The sequence below is a fragment of the Laribacter hongkongensis DSM 14985 genome (assembly GCF_000423285.1).
Lineage (GTDB): Bacteria > Pseudomonadota > Gammaproteobacteria > Burkholderiales > Aquaspirillaceae > Laribacter > Laribacter hongkongensis.
This window is the reverse complement of sequence record NZ_KE383998.1, coordinates 38,540-50,226: the sequence shown is the minus strand read 5'-3', so window position 1 is coordinate 50,226 and position 11,687 is coordinate 38,540. Positions and strand designations below refer to the sequence as shown.

Here is an 11,687-nt window from a genome sequence, read left to right as displayed (position 1 = left end):
TTCAGGCCGTCGCCGGAAACGCCACCAGATGTTCCGGTACCAGCCGGAATCCGGTCCGGCGGCCAATGTCGATGCGCTGGTGGCTGGGAGCCAGCGCCAGCAGGGTATTGCCGGAGTCCAGCCGCAGTGTATAGAGGAATTCTGCCCCGCGGAAGGCGCGTTGTACCACTTCTGCCGTCGTGGGAGAGCCCGGCTCCAGCTGCACGTCGTCCGGGCGCAGCAGCACGTCGACACGGCAGCCTTCGGCCAGCCCGGTCGAAGTGGCATCCAGCTGGCAGAAGTCGCCGGTTTCCAGGGCGACGCAGCCCGGCTCGTGCCAGATGCCGGGCAGGAATGCTCCCTCGCCGACAAAATCCGCTACAAAGCGGGTCGCCGGCTGGTGATAGAGCGTATATGCATCGGCCCATTGCTCGATGCGGCCGGCGCGCATGACACCGATCCGGTCGGCCATGGCGAATGCCTCGCGCTGGTCGTGGGTCACCAGGAGGGCTGCCACGCCTTCACGCTTGAGGATGGCGCGGACTTCCTGTCCCAGCTGGTCGCGCAATTCGACGTCCAGGTTGGAAAACGGTTCGTCCAGCAACAGCAGGCCCGGGCACGGTGCCAGCGCCCGGGCCAGTGCCACCCGCTGCTGCTGACCGCCTGACAGTTCGTGCGGATAGACATGGCTGCGGTCGGTCAGGCCGACCAGCGACAGCAGCTCTTCGGTACGTGACTGGCGGGCGTGGGACGGCAGGTCGCCGAGTCCGAACATGATGTTGCCGGACACCGTCAGGTGAGGAAACAGGGCGTAATCCTGGAACACCATGCCGATGCCGCGCCGGTGGGCCGGCAACTGCCAGCCGGCACGGCTGATGACCGAACCATTTAGGTGGATGTCGCCACCGGTAACGGCTTCAAAACCGGCAATGGCGCGCAGCACGGTGGTCTTGCCGCAGCCGGAATGACCGAGCAGGCAGCCGATTTCACCGTGGGCCAGCCGGAACGACAGGCCGTCAACCACGGTCTGGCGACCATAGCGCACGCAGATTTCATTGAGGTCCAGCAGGGCAGGGGTCATGAGCGGGTCTCGCGGGCAAGCAACAATACCGGGATCAGGCCGGTCAGGACGATGGCCACCGATGGCAGGGCGGCCCGGTCCCACTGGCCTTCACTGGTCATTTCGAAAACGCGCACGGCCAGCGTGTCCCAGCCGAACGGGCGGGTCATCAGCGTGATCGGCATTTCTTTCATGGTGTCGACCAGCACCATCAGCAGGGCTGTCAGCAAACCGCCGCGCAGCTGCGGCAGGTAGACCCGCCGCAGGAGCGGCAGGCCACGCATGCCCAGCAACCGGGCCGATTCTTCCTGGCTTTTGGGGATGCGTGCTAGGGCACTGTCGACCGGAGAAAAGCCCACGGCAGCAAAGCGCGCAGCCAGTGCCAGCAGCATGACGGCCAGGGTTCCCTTGAAAATGGCCGTCTGCCCGGCGAGCCAGGGCAGGTGGTTGAGCAACTGGTTGTCGAGCCAGGCCACCGGCACGAACACGCCGACCGCCAGCACGGTGCCGGGTACGGCATAGCCCAGTGTGGCCAGCCGGACGGCCAGCCGGGTGGGCAATGAGGCATCCCGGCGCTGGGCGTAGGCCAGCAGCAGTGCCAGCGTGGTGACCAGTCCGGCCGTCAGCAGGGCCAGCAGCAGGGTGTTGCCGACAAAACCGAAATAGCGGGCATCGAGATCGGTTTCCATGACCGACAGGGCCCAGACCAGCAGCTGGGCAAACGGCACGCCAAAGGCCAGCAGCAGGACCAGTCCGGCTCCGGTGGTGGCCAGCCAGGCGCGTTTGCCATGCAGCGGGGTGCGCGGCAGCGGCGCCGGCTGGCGCTGGACATAGGCGCGCCGGCCGCGCGCACGTTGTTCCAGCCAGACCAGGCCGAACACACCGATTACCAGCAGCGAGGCCAGCTGGGTAGCAGCCGGCAGGGAGAAGAACGAAAACCATGCCTTGTAAATGGCGGTTGTAAAGGTGTCGAAGTTGAACACCGATACCGTGCCGAAATCGGCCAAGGTTTCCATCAGCGCCAGCGACAGGCCGCCGATGATCCACGGCCGGGCCATGGGCAGCGCCACCCGCCAGAATCCCTGCCAGGGCGACAGGCCGAGCGAGGCGGCAGCTTCCAGTGCTCGCCGTCCCTGGGTGGCGAAGGCATTGCGGGCGAGCAGGTAGACGTACGGATACAGCGACAGGCTCATGACGATGATGACCCCGCCGGTGGAGCGGATGGGCGGAAAAGCCACCGGCCCGTCGGCCAGGGTGCGCAGCCAGGTTTGCAGGGGGCCGGTAAAGTCCAGCAGCCCGACCATGGCAAAGGCCAGCACGTAGGCGGGCATGGCCAGTGGCAGCATCAGGGCCCAGCTGAAAAAGCGCCGTCCGGGGAAATCGTGCACGGCCGTGAGCCAGGCCAGCGGGACGCCAAGCAGCAGTACGCCGATGCCGACGCCGGTGAGCAGGATGGCGGTGTTGGCCAGCAGGGTGGGCAGGACGATGTCACCCAGGTGCTGCCAGAGCGAGAGGTCGATCTGGCCGAGGGATGACAGGATGACCGCCAGCGGTATGGCGGTGAGCAGGGCGATGCCGGCGCTGCCCAGGCGCCAGCGCCACAGTGACTGGTTCAAGGTGCGTACCACAAACGACAAGGCGCCTCCGGTGGCGGAGGCGCGGGTTGACAGGGGGATGGCCGGATCAGCGATAACCGGCACGATCCATCAGCTTGACCGCTTCGGCCTGCATTTCACCGGCTTTGGACACGTTGATGTAGTTATGCTTGAAATCGCCCCAGGCAGCCACTTCTGCTGCCGGTTTGACCTTCGGATTGACCGGGTATTCCATGTTGATGTCGGCAAACAGGTTTTGTGCCTTGTCGGACGACAGCCATTCAAGGAAACGGACGGCTCCCTTTTCGTTTTTGGCATGGGTGGTGACGCCGGCACCGGCGATGTTGACATGGGTGCCGGAGGTCTGCTGGTTGGCCCAGAAAATGCCCAGTGGCAGTTTGGGCTGCTTGTCCATCAGGCGGCCGTAGTAATAGGTGTTGGCGATGCCGACATCACACTGGCCGGCGGCGATGGCTTCCAGCATCTTGGTGTCGTCCGGGAACGGTGCGGTGGCCAGGTTGCGGACCCAGCCCTTGACGATCTGTTCGGTTTTGGCCGCACCGTGTTCAGCCATCATCATGCCGACCAGCGACTGGTTATAGACTTTCTTGGAGGTGCGCAGGCACAGCCGGCCGCGCCACTTGGGATCGGCCAGCGCTTCGTAGCCGGAGAGGTCGGCCGGTTTGACGGTGCGGGTGTTGAAGAAAATCGTGCGGGCCCGTACGGCCAGCCCGAACCATTGTCCCTTGGGGTCGCGCAGGTGCGCGGGCACGTTCTGCTCCAGTGTCCTGGAATGCACCGGCTTGAGGAGCCCGGCATTGGCCGCCTGCCACAGGTTGCCGGCATCGACGGTCATCAGGATGTCGGCCGGGGTGTTTTTGCCCTCGGCAGCCAGCCGCGCCATCAGCGGGCCTTCCTTGTCGGTGATGAAACGTACCTGGACGCCGGTTTCCTTGCTGTAGGCGTCGAACAGCGGCTTGATCAGCTGCTCGTTACGGGCGGAGTACACGGTGATTTCTTCGGCAGTGGCCACGGCGGAGGCCAGTGCAGCCAGGGTTGCGAGAGTCAGGCCGGTGAGTTTCATCATGAGCGGACGGGATGGCTTTAATTGAGAACAGATGTCATTCTGCTGGAATGTGGTCTGTCTGACAAGACAAAATGAGAGTGGATCGCATCTGTCTTGACGGAACAGCGATTCGTAGTAAATGATAGCAGCTCTCAATTGTGTCGATTGACCGGAGGCTGACATGAAGGCATTGCTGGTAGGCGCAGATACGCTGGGCAACATTCCTGACGTGCTGGCTGAATTCGGAATTGCGGTTCGCGGGCACCTGACCGGTCGTCACAGTGCGCATCAGCGGCGTTCCAACACGCTGCCGGCCGATACGGATCTGGTCATCCTGTTTACCGATTTTCTGGGGCATAACGTGATGAAGCATTTCCGGGCGCTGGCCGGCCAGCGGCAGGTCCGCTGCGTGGCGTGCCGCCGGTCGACGTGTGCCCTCAAGCTGGCCTTGGCCAGTGCCGGTCTGTCCGGGTGCCAGGAGGCATGTGCGGACTGTCCGGCAGGCAAGGGCGCAAGCGGGACATTTCCTTTGTCCCGGCGACCGGGACGGAAGGGGTAGCCGGGCGCAGCTGGCAGAAAAGCCAATGGCCACCCTTTCGGGTGGCCATTGTGCTGGTGCAGCTTGCCGGCAAACGGGCCGGATCAGTGGTGATGACCACCTTCGCCGTGCACGTGACCGTGTTCGAGCTCTTCCTGGGTGGCCGGGCGCACTTCGGTGACCGTGCCCTTGAAGCGAATGGTCTGGCCGGCCAGCGGATGGTTGCCATCCACGACAACCTTGCCGTCGGCGATGTCGGTAATGCGGAAAATGATGACGTCGCCGGTTTCCGGATCATCGGCTTCGAACATCATGCCGACTTCGAGTTCCACGTCCGGCGGGAACACGTCAGCGTCTTCCACGCGGACCAGTTCTTCGTCCGGCTCGCCAAAAGCATTGTCCGGATCCATCTTGATGTCGATACTGTCGCCAACGGACTTGCCATGCAGTGCCTCTTCGACCAAGGGGAAGATGCCGTCGTAGCCACCGTGCAGGTAGCTGATCGGCTCGTCGGTCTGGTCGAGCAGGTTGTTGTCGGCGTCGTACATTTCATAGTTCAGCGACACGACCGAGTTTTTGGCGATTTGCATGGGATTGAGTTCCTGGAAAAGTCATAAGGCACGGCAAGCAACGCCGTGCCGTGTTGCCCCCGATTGTAAACCAGAGTGCCCGCTACTGCCGGGCAAAACACCGGATATGATGGATAAACCCCTTGCCCTGCTGGGCGGCCTGACCGCCCGCGAATTCCTGCGTGATTACTGGCACAAGCAACCCTTGCTGATCCGTGGTGCCTTGCGTGATGTCGGCACACCGGCTGATTTTGAGGTGTTGGCAGAGCTGGCCCGGCGCGACGATGTCGAGTCGAGGCTGATCGAGAACCGGGCTGGTGGTCGCTGGCATGTCGAGCACGGCCCGTTCCAGCCTGCCCGTCTGGCGCGTTTGCCCGAAACCGACTGGACGCTGCTGGTACAGAGTGTCAATCATCATCTGCCGCATGTTTCCGATATTCTGTGGCGTTTCAATTTCCTGCCTTATGCACGGCTGGATGACCTGATGATTTCCTATGCGCCTCCCGGGGGAACTGTCGGTCCGCATTTTGATTCTTATGATGTGTTCCTGCTGCAGGTCGGTGGAAAAAAACGCTGGCAGGTGGGGTCGCCGGACAATGATCAGCTGGAGGACGGGGCGCCCATCAAGGTGTTGTCCTCGTTCGATGCGCTGCAAAGCTGGGAACTGGAACAGGGGGACATGCTCTATCTGCCGCCGAAATTCTCCCACTATGGAGTGGCGCTTGAGCCGGGCATGACCTATTCAATCGGTTTTCGGGCGCCAACGACGCAAGAACTGGCCGAGCAGTTTCTGACCTATCTGCAGGACACGCTGTGCCTGGACGGCCGCTACGCTGATCCTGACCTTGAGCCATCCCGGCATCCGGCCGAAATCAGCGAGTCCATGGTGGATCAGGTACAGGACATGCTCAAGGCAATCCGGTGGGACCGGGACGGAGTCGGCGAGTTTCTCGGGTGCTATCTGACAGAGCCCAAGAACCATGTTTTTTTCGATCCGCCAGAAGATCCGCTGGACGAGGATGAGTTTGCCAAAGTCATCCTGCGTGATGGTCTTGTACTGGATCTGAAAAGCCAGATGCTGTTCAGGAATTCATTATGCTTTGTGAATGGTGAAATCCATGCCGGAATGGATGGCGATCTGCCTGTCTGGAGGGAATTGGCCAATCAGCGCCGATTGGCTGGTCAGGCAATTAGCGACGGGATGACGGAGACTTTATATGCCGGATATCTATCCGGATGGTGGTGGCCTGCCAATCCAATAGTTGATTGAATTGGCGGGTTTTCCCAAAAAAACGCTATCGCACTGCAATACGGAAAGCCCGGAATCTGGCGAAATCCCCTTGACTCACAGTAACTTTGTAACACTTTGTAGGATTCCCGTGTATCAAGGGTTTGCAGGGTTTGACCCGACTTTTATTAAGATGGAAACGTGCTACAATTGGTCCCAACAGCTAACCGCATTGCAACATGGTTCCAACGGTTGAGCTGGTGTTTTTATCCAACGCACTCCCTTGAATAGGTAGATCAAGAAATGAAACAGTCGCTCCTCGTTGCTGCCCTGCTGGCCGTTGCCCTGTCCGCTTGCGGTAAGAAAGAAGAAGCTCCGGCTGCTGACGCTGCTGCTGCTCCGGCCGCTGAAGCTCCTGCTGCTGAAGCCGCTGCTCCGGCCGCTGAAGCTCCTGCTGCCCCGGCTGCTGACGCTGCTGCTCCGGCCGCTGATGCTGCTGCTCCGGCTGCTGACGCTGCTGCTGCCCCGGCTGCTGATGCTGCTGCCGCTCCGGCCGAAGAAAAGAAGCAGTAATTCCTGCTTCCTGAATGGTGGTTTCGGCCACCATGCAGCAAAAACCCTGCTCACGCAGGGTTTTTGTTTTGGGGAGAAGGCGCCTCCGGATCAGCAAAAGCCGGGTATCTGTTCCTTCTCTTGCTGTTGTCTGCCGTGATGTTGTATCCCGTCAGGAACGATGTGTTTGCCTGTTTGTCCTTCCCTCCAAAAACAATAGTCGATACAGAGTCCGGTTCCGGTCAAGCGCGTGATCATGAAGACACGGCAGTCTTTTGTGGATCAGGTCCTATGGGACTTGGAGGCTGATTCCGGATTCGGCGTATGACCAGAGCAGCTCATGCTGCTGCATGCACTGCGGGGACAGGCAGGTAATGGCTACCAGCAATGGCGACTCTGCCCGCCCAAGATCGTAATGCTCGGCAACAGGTGCGTTTGCCGGCAGCAGGAGCCATGCAAGATGGGGATGGGTCCGGAATACCATGGCACCGCAATAACTGCAGGTAGCGACCGGATGGACCGGGTGAGGGAACAGGTGCCGCCAGCCATGACGGATCTGCAGCATTGCCACGTCCTGACGAAAGCAGGTGTCATTGCAGTAGCAGTGCATCATGAAGGGCTCGTGGGTTTCAATACGCGCCTCATGCGCATCCTGAGACAGGCCTGCCCAGCCTGTCAGGCGGCTTTCCGCACGTACCAGCTGGAGTTCGGGGGATGGAGCCTCTCCGCGGCAACCGGCGCAGTTCTGGGCGAAGTCCGACGGATGCATACGAATATCCTGATAGACACAGAGGTGATAAGCCATTCTGGTACAGCCCTAATGGACTGACCAGCAGGCAGAATGGATTTTGTATGCCCGGATGGCGGAATGTTGCAACTCTGCGACGAGCGGATATGAAAAACGGGGCCGGCAAAGCCGTACCCCGTCAGTTTTTTTGCCGCAGCCCGGATTACTCAACGTGGTAGTTCGGAGCTTCCTTGGTGATCTGCACATCGTGCACGTGCGATTCGCGCATGCCGGCCGACGTGATTTCGACAAATTCAGCCTTGGTGCGCATGTCGTCAATGGTGGCACAACCGCAATAACCCATCGAAGAACGCAGGCCGCCCATCAACTGGTGAATCACGGCAACGACCGAGCCCTTGTACGGCACACGGCCTTCAATGCCTTCCGGTACCAGCTTGTCGGCGTTGGCTTCGTTGTCCTGGAAATAGCGGTCGCTTGAACCCTGCTGCATGGCGCCCAGCGAACCCATGCCGCGATAGCTCTTGAACGAACGGCCCTGGTAGAGTTCGACTTCGCCCGGAGCTTCTTCAGTGCCGGCCAGCAGGCCGCCCAGCATCACCACGTTGGCGCCGGAGGCAATGGCCTTGGAAATGTCGCCGGAGAAGCGGATGCCGCCATCGGCAATCAGCGGCACGCCGGTGCTCTTCAGGGCTTCGCTGACATTGCTGACGGCCGTCAGTTGCGGTACGCCCACGCCGGCCACGATACGGGTCGTGCAGATCGAGCCCGGGCCGATACCGACCTTGACAGCATCAGCGCCGGCTTCCACCAGTGCCAGTGCCGCAGCGGCCGTGGCGATGTTGCCGCCGATCACTTCCACTTGCGGGAAGTTCTGCTTGACCCAGCGCACGCGGTCGAGCACGCCCTGGCTGTGACCATGGGCAGTATCCACCACGATGACATCCACGCCGGCTTCCACCAGCAGGGTGACGCGCTCGTCCGTGCCTTCACCCACGCCGACGGCTGCCCCGACGCGCAGGCGGCCTTGTTCGTCCTTGCAGGCCAGCGGCTTTTCGCTGGTCTTGATGATGTCCTTGACGGTGATCAGGCCCTTGAGTTCAAAGGCATCGTTGACCACCAGTACCCGCTCCAGCTTGTGGGCGTGCATCAGTTCGCGGGCCTCTTCCAGCGAAGCGCCTTCGCGGACCGTGACCAGACGCTCGCGCGGGGTCATGATGTCGCGGACCGGTGTGTCCAGACGGTTTTCAAAGCGGATGTCGCGGTTGGTGACGATGCCGACCACACGGCCGTTTTCCATCACCGGCAGGCCGGAAATCTTGTTTTCACGCGACAGGCGGATCACGTCGCGCACCAGCATGTCAGGCTTGATGGTGACCGGATCCTTGACGATGCCGGACTCGTGGCGCTTGACCTTGCTGACTTCGGCGGCCTGTTTCTGGGCCGACATGTTCTTGTGCAGGATGCCGATGCCGCCTTCCTGGGCCAGGGCGATGGCGAGGCGGGCTTCGGTCACGGTATCCATGGCAGCAGACACCAGCGGCAGGTTGAGCCGGATGTTGCGGGTCAGGCGGGTGGCAAGGCTGACATCACGGGGCAGGACGGAGGAATGGGCGGGAACAAGAAGGACGTCGTCGAAGGTGTACGCTTTCTGGACGATGCGCATGGTGCTTCCTTTGCGGCAAAAGAGCATTATACCGGCCCGTCCCGGTCCAAGGCAAAACGCCTTGCCGCCTAACACGTTGACAACACAGCACTAAGTCATCATGCCCGATACCGCTCCTTCTTCACCGTTCGACTACCAGACCGTGCTGGCCAGTCTGCCGGCCTTGCCCGGTGTCTACCGCATGCTGGACACCGAAGGACAGGTGCTCTATGTCGGCAAGGCCGTCGACCTGAAACGACGGGTTTCGCAGTATTTCCAGAAGTCCGACCTGAGTCCGCGCATCGAACTGATGGTGCGGCAGATCGCTGCCATAGAAACCACGGTGGTGCGCAGCGAAGCCGAGGCGCTGGTGCTGGAAAACAACCTGATCAAGTCGCTGGCACCCAAGTACAACATCCTGTTTCGTGACGACAAATCCTATCCCTACCTGATGCTGTCACGGCACGCCTATCCGCAGCTGGCCTATTATCGCGGTGCGCTGGACCACCAGCACCAGTACTTCGGTCCGTACCCGAACGGCTACGCTGTGCGCGAGGCGATTGCGATCCTGCAACGGGTCTTCAGGCTGCGCACCTGTGAGGACAGCGTGTTCGCCAACCGCTCGCGTCCATGCCTGCTGTACCAGATCAAGCGCTGTTCGGCGCCCTGCGTCGGCCTGGTCGGCGAAAAGGACTATGCCGCCGATGTGCGGCGGGCAGCGGAATTCCTGTCCGGCCGGCAGCATGCGCTGACCGAGGACATGACCCGGGACATGCTGGCAGCCAGCGAAGCACTGGAGTTCGAGAAAGCGGCCGAACTGCGCGACCAGATCCAGGCGCTGGCCCGGGTGCAGGAGCGTCAGTTCGTCATGAGCACGTCCAGCGACATTGACTGTGACGTGGTGGGGATTGCGCGGGAAGGCGGGCTGGTATGCGTCAACCTGGTGATGATCCGCGGCGGCAGCCAGCTGGGCGACAAACGCTTTTTCCCCGACAACGCCGACGATCTGGACGACAGTGGCGTGCTGGAGGCGTTCCTGTTGCAGCATTACAGCCATCAGCCGGCTCCGGGAACTGTTTATGTCAGTACGGCGGTCAACCCGGTAATGGGTGAGGCACTGTCGGCCATTGCCGAGCGGCGGGTCAGCGTGATCAGCCACACGTTGGGCGAGCGGCGGGTCTGGGTGGAAATGGCCGGGAAAAACGCACGCCTGTCGATCCAGCAGAAGCTGGCCAGCCGCAGTACCCAGGAAATGCGGATTGCCGCGCTGGCCGAGGCACTGGGCTACGACCAGGTCGAGCGTCTGGAGTGTTTTGACATCAGTCACACCATGGGCGAGGCAACGGTGGCCAGTTGCGTGGTGTATGACCACGGGCAGATGCGTCCGTCGGAGTACCGTCACTTCAACATAAGCGGCATCACGCCCGGCGATGATTACGCCGCCATGCGCGAGGCGCTCACCCGCCGTTATCAGAAGCTGGCCGCTGGAGAAGGCAAGCTGCCGGACATATTGCTGATTGACGGCGGCAAAGGACAGGTGGGCGTGGCGGTGGAAGTGCTGGCAGAGCTGGGCCTGAACGAATTGCCCATCGTCGGCGTGGCCAAGGGCGAGGCACGCAAGCCCGGACTTGAGACACTCGTCTTGGTGCGCGAGCAAAAGACGCTACAATTGCCGGCGGATCACCCGGCTTTGCATTTGATCCAGACTGTCCGCGACGAAGCGCACCGCTTTGCCATTACCGGCCACCGGGCCCGACGGGCCAAGACCCGTACCACTTCGACGCTGGAAGAAATCCCCGGTGTCGGTCCCAAGCGGCGGCAAAGGCTCCTGACCCGTTTTGGCGGGCTCAAGGGACTGGCGGCAGCCAGTGTCGAGGACATTGCGCTGGTCGAAGGCATCAACCGGGTGCTGGCTGAAAAAATCTACGCTGCCCTGCATTGACGGGCAGTCCAACCTCCTGAAGCTGTCCATGCCATTCAACCTGCCGATTCTGCTGACCTGGTTACGCGTTGCGCTGATTCCCGTCTTCGTTGCGCTCTTTTATCTGCCTGCCGACTGGATTACACCGGTGGCAGTCAATGTCTGGTCTGCCGTGATTTTTGCAGTGGCGGCAGTGACCGACTGGTTTGACGGATTCCTGGCGCGGCGCTGGGGGCAGACTTCGGCCTTTGGTGCATTTCTGGATCCGGTCGCCGACAAGCTGATCGTGGCGGCCGCACTGATCCTGCTGGTACATCTGGACCGGACCAGCAGCCTCCTGGCGATGATCATCATCGGGCGCGAGATCACCATTTCCGCCCTGCGCGAGTGGATGGCTGAAATGGGGCAGCGCAAGAGTGTGGCGGTGGCATATATCGGCAAGCTCAAGACCACGGCACAGATGCTGGCGATTCTGCTCTTGCTGTACCACGAGCCGGTCATCCCTTATGTCTCGACCGACCTGCTTGGAAATGTCCTGATGGTTGTTGCAGCCGTTTTGACTTTGTGGTCAATGGTTTATTACCTGAAAATGGCTGGCAGTGAGCTGGCTTCGCCGAAAAAAGCCGGCTGAAGGCTTGACAGTCAATCAGCGATCCATATAATTCGCAATCTCTCGCAGCGGCAACGGTGCGGGAATCAGCAAGTCACACGATGCGGGAATAGCTCAGTTGGTAGAGCGCAACCTTGCCAAGGTTGAGGTCGCGAGTTCGAGCCTCGTTTCCCGCTCCA

Annotated in this window: 11 protein-coding genes and 1 tRNA gene; 6 read left to right on the top strand and 6 right to left on the bottom strand. The window is 61.3% G+C overall.

Annotated elements, in window-relative coordinates:
• Position 1 precedes the first annotated feature (1 nt).
• The 3 genes from G542_RS0115180 to G542_RS0115170 are packed head-to-tail and all read right to left on the bottom strand — an operon-like array spanning position 2 to position 3,721.
• On the bottom strand, positions 2–1,060 hold the full coding sequence (locus G542_RS0115180; RefSeq protein WP_027824551.1) for an ABC transporter ATP-binding protein: 1,059 nt from the start codon (positions 1,058–1,060) through the stop codon (positions 2–4).
• Entirely contained in the window at positions 1,057–2,739 is a 1,683-nt protein-coding gene (locus G542_RS0115175; protein WP_244878727.1) for an ABC transporter permease, read from the bottom strand. Before G542_RS0115175 ends, G542_RS0115180 begins: the two co-directional genes overlap by 4 nt.
• On the bottom strand, positions 2,723–3,721 hold the full coding sequence (locus G542_RS0115170; protein WP_211218850.1) for a Fe(3+) ABC transporter substrate-binding protein: 999 nt from the start codon (positions 3,719–3,721) through the stop codon (positions 2,723–2,725). Before G542_RS0115170 ends, G542_RS0115175 begins: the two co-directional genes overlap by 17 nt.
• 160 nt (positions 3,722–3,881) lie before the next feature.
• On the opposite strand from G542_RS0115170, the gene G542_RS0115165 reads away from it, so the two are divergent.
• A complete protein-coding gene (locus G542_RS0115165) occupies positions 3,882–4,259 on the top strand; it encodes a DUF2325 domain-containing protein (RefSeq protein WP_012698078.1) in 378 nt (125 codons plus the stop codon).
• Positions 4,260–4,342: 83 nt separating this feature from the next.
• Here G542_RS0115165 and G542_RS0115160 read toward each other — a convergent pair whose 3' ends face one another.
• The gene (locus tag G542_RS0115160) at positions 4,343–4,828 is read right to left on the bottom strand and encodes an FKBP-type peptidyl-prolyl cis-trans isomerase (protein ID WP_012698077.1); all 486 of its coding nucleotides are present in this window, start codon (positions 4,826–4,828) and stop codon (positions 4,343–4,345) included.
• Here G542_RS0115160 and G542_RS0115155 point away from each other — a divergent pair.
• Together G542_RS0115155 and G542_RS19090 are read left to right on the top strand one after the other, a co-directional pair.
• The gene (locus tag G542_RS0115155; protein ID WP_244878726.1) at positions 4,827–6,077 is read left to right on the top strand and encodes a ribosomal protein uL16 3-hydroxylase; all 1,251 of its coding nucleotides are present in this window, start codon (positions 4,827–4,829) and stop codon (positions 6,075–6,077) included. The two genes, G542_RS0115160 and G542_RS0115155, sit on opposite strands and share 2 nt — an antisense overlap.
• Before the next feature lie 280 nt (positions 6,078–6,357).
• Positions 6,358–6,747, top strand: a complete 390-nt coding sequence (locus G542_RS19090; RefSeq protein ID WP_051190099.1) for a hypothetical protein — start codon at positions 6,358–6,360, stop codon at positions 6,745–6,747.
• A gap of 129 nt (positions 6,748–6,876) precedes the next feature.
• Here the strand turns inward: G542_RS19090 and G542_RS18755 are convergent, their stop codons facing one another.
• Both G542_RS18755 and guaB read right to left on the bottom strand, forming a co-directional pair.
• Positions 6,877–7,356: a hypothetical protein gene (locus tag G542_RS18755; protein WP_156092920.1), complete on the bottom strand. Its 480-nt coding sequence runs from the start codon at positions 7,354–7,356 to the stop codon at positions 6,877–6,879.
• Positions 7,357–7,537: 181 nt separating this feature from the next.
• On the bottom strand, positions 7,538–8,998 hold the full coding sequence (gene guaB / locus G542_RS0115140; RefSeq protein ID WP_027824545.1) for an IMP dehydrogenase: 1,461 nt from the start codon (positions 8,996–8,998) through the stop codon (positions 7,538–7,540).
• A gap of 100 nt (positions 8,999–9,098) precedes the next feature.
• Here guaB and uvrC point away from each other — a divergent pair, with 100 nt between their 5' ends.
• The 3 genes from uvrC to G542_RS0115125 all read left to right on the top strand — a co-directional run bounded on the left by uvrC (position 9,099) and on the right by G542_RS0115125 (position 11,687).
• Positions 9,099–10,919: an excinuclease ABC subunit UvrC gene (uvrC, locus tag G542_RS0115135; protein WP_027824544.1), complete on the top strand. Its 1,821-nt coding sequence runs from the start codon at positions 9,099–9,101 to the stop codon at positions 10,917–10,919.
• Positions 10,920–10,947: 28 nt separating this feature from the next.
• Positions 10,948–11,529: a CDP-diacylglycerol--glycerol-3-phosphate 3-phosphatidyltransferase gene (gene pgsA / locus G542_RS0115130; protein WP_012698071.1), complete on the top strand. Its 582-nt coding sequence runs from the start codon at positions 10,948–10,950 to the stop codon at positions 11,527–11,529.
• Positions 11,530–11,611: 82 nt separating this feature from the next.
• Positions 11,612–11,687: transfer RNA gene (locus G542_RS0115125), tRNA-Gly, on the top strand.

Bases quoted from the DNA above. Each gene is read 5' to 3' on its own strand.
- uvrC (WP_027824544.1), top strand. From the start codon at position 9,099: ATGCCCGATACCGCTCCTTCTTCACCGTTCGACTACCAGACCGTGCTG.
- G542_RS0115155 (WP_244878726.1), top strand. From the start codon at position 4,827: ATGGGATTGAGTTCCTGGAAAAGTCATAAGGCACGGCAAGCAACGCCG.
- G542_RS0115165 (WP_012698078.1), top strand. From the start codon at position 3,882: ATGAAGGCATTGCTGGTAGGCGCAGATACGCTGGGCAACATTCCTGAC.
- G542_RS0115180 (WP_027824551.1), bottom strand. From the start codon at position 1,060: ATGACCCCTGCCCTGCTGGACCTCAATGAAATCTGCGTGCGCTATGGT.
- pgsA (WP_012698071.1), top strand. From the start codon at position 10,948: ATGCCATTCAACCTGCCGATTCTGCTGACCTGGTTACGCGTTGCGCTG.
- guaB (WP_027824545.1), bottom strand. From the start codon at position 8,998: ATGCGCATCGTCCAGAAAGCGTACACCTTCGACGACGTCCTTCTTGTT.
- G542_RS18755 (WP_156092920.1), bottom strand. From the start codon at position 7,356: ATGCATCCGTCGGACTTCGCCCAGAACTGCGCCGGTTGCCGCGGAGAG.
- G542_RS0115170 (WP_211218850.1), bottom strand. From the start codon at position 3,721: ATGATGAAACTCACCGGCCTGACTCTCGCAACCCTGGCTGCACTGGCC.
- G542_RS0115160 (WP_012698077.1), bottom strand. From the start codon at position 4,828: ATGCAAATCGCCAAAAACTCGGTCGTGTCGCTGAACTATGAAATGTAC.